The sequence below is a fragment of the Psychrobacter sp. T6-1 genome, assembly GCF_052258445.1.
The window spans coordinates 1-1,036 of the sequence record NZ_JBQQFC010000552.1; the positions used below are offsets into that span (position 1 = coordinate 1).

Sequence of the window (1,036 nt, forward strand, 5' to 3'; positions counted from 1 at the left end):
TTTATGGCGACCGCCTCTGGCATGCAGTTCTTAGGATTAAGCTCAGTATTTTGGGGCGTGGTTATCGGTATGATTGCCCATTATGTACTGACCAAAAAACGCCTGCTGCCTATGTTTGTAAAGCCATAAACCAATAAAAATAAAACTGATTTCGACCAGTAGCTGTAATAAGATAACAATGAATGCTCTTAAAAGTGAGTCTATGATGAGTCAGCTATCAAAACGATTCGTTGTACAAAATCAGCTTGTCAAAGCGCTTAGTGCTAGTGTATTAGGCTTAATGCTGAATAACGCGTACGGGGCTTACGGCGATCCTTTTGAGGGCAGTGGTTTTGTCAGCGGTGACTGGCATGTGGTCTGCGACAATACCTTGACTTGCAGCGCGGCGGGGTATACGCAGGAAACTGCCGAATGGCGCGGCAGTATTATGATGACTGTAGCGGCAGGCGAGAAAATACCCAGCACACAGGTAGTATTAAACTACTGGGAGTCATCAAATGAAATCATCGCTCAAATTGAGGGACAAAACCACCCTATTGAGTTATGGCTCGATGATCAATACTTCGGTAAGGTGGACTTAAATACTGACGAGATGGGCCGGGGCAGATTGACGACTGCTCAAACTAAGCAGCTTATTGATAAGGCTCGTAAGCATACAAAAATAGTATTTAAGAGGGGTGAGTATCAATGGCAAATATCAGATAAAGGCATGAGCGCAGTATTATTGAAGTTGGATGAAACCCAAGGAAGAGTCGGGACGCCGATCGCTTTGGTGAGTAAACAGCACTCCAAACAGCAGATACCAAAAAAGGCTATAGCCAAACCTGTGATCAAAAAAGCGTTTGCTTATTCAGATAAAAAAAATCAGCCGATCTCTGCCTCAAGGCTAACCTACCTGCAAAACAATATTAGTAAATGGGTCGATATTGGTGCCGAGTCACTAATGGGCTCAGAGCAGGTTATGGGTGATTGCGAGCTTGTCAATCCAAAAACGCAAGTCTATCAAAGCAGACAAGAATATAGCTCAAGCCTGCTT

General features: G+C 43.9%; 2 protein-coding genes. Both read left to right on the top strand.

The features are described from left to right. Positions 1-129: benzoate/H(+) symporter BenE family transporter (locus ACTXGO_RS14520; protein ID WP_443575018.1), on the top strand; the 129-nt coding region annotated here is incomplete at its 5' end. Between the two features lie 49 nt (positions 130-178). After that, the coding region (locus ACTXGO_RS14525) for a DUF1176 domain-containing protein (RefSeq protein ID WP_443575017.1) at positions 179-1,036 on the top strand (858 nt) is incomplete at its 3' end.